The organism is Streptomyces sp. A3M-1-3 (genome assembly GCF_024213665.1).
Classification (GTDB): Bacteria; Actinomycetota; Actinomycetes; order Streptomycetales; family Streptomycetaceae; genus Streptomyces.
The window spans coordinates 1-769 of record NZ_JANAVP010000033.1 but is presented as its reverse complement, the minus strand read 5'-3'; the positions used below and the strand labels follow the sequence as shown (position 1 = coordinate 769).

Genomic DNA, 769 nt, shown 5'->3' with positions numbered 1-769 from the left:
CCTCGCGACGCGGCCCGCGGTAGCCACCACGGTCGTCGTCACGGCGCGGCGCACGGTCATCACGAGGGAAGCCGCCGCCACTGGGACGGTCGTCGCGACGGAACCCACCGCCACCGCCGCCCCGCTCATCACGGCGCGGAGGACCGCTGGGACGGTCGTCGCGACCCCGGTAACCGCCACCGCCGGCCGGACGACCACCACGGTCATCACGCCGGTCACCACCGGGACGGTCGTCACGCCGGTCGTCGCGGCGGAACCCGCCACGGTCGTCCTCGCGACGCGGCCCGCGGTAGCCACCACGGTCGTCGTCACGGCGCGGCGCACGGTCATCACGAGGGAAGCCGCCGGCAGGACGGCCACCACGGTCATCGCGCTGCGGGCGGTTCCCGCCACGGTCATCGGGGCGGCGCGGGGCACGGTCGTCGCGGCGGAACCCGCCTCGGTCATTGCTGTCACGGCGCGGGCCGCCGGACCGGTCGTCACGACCCCCGCGGAAGCCGCCCCTGTCGCCGCCGTCCCGCGGGCGCGGCTCGCGCTCGGGACGGTCGTCGGGAGAGTTGGTGGACATGGGTGTGACTCCTGTCTTCGGGGTACCGCAGTCATTCTCGCGCAGTCGGCGATCCAACGCGCTTCGGCATAAACAAAAGGACCCTTGGTCCCAGCATGAACGCTGGGACCAAGGGTCCTTGAAAGATTGTTCGGCGGCGTCCTACTCTCCCACAGGGTCCCCCCTGCAGTACCATCGGCGCTGAAAGGCTTAGCTTCCGGG

The 769-nt window shown here is 72.3% G+C and carries 1 pseudogene; it reads left to right on the top strand.

What is annotated here, in order from left to right:
* Nucleotides 1-640: pseudogene (locus NLX86_RS34590) on the top strand (hypothetical protein); the annotation flags it as partial.
* Between the last annotated feature and the right edge of the window lie 129 nt (nucleotides 641-769).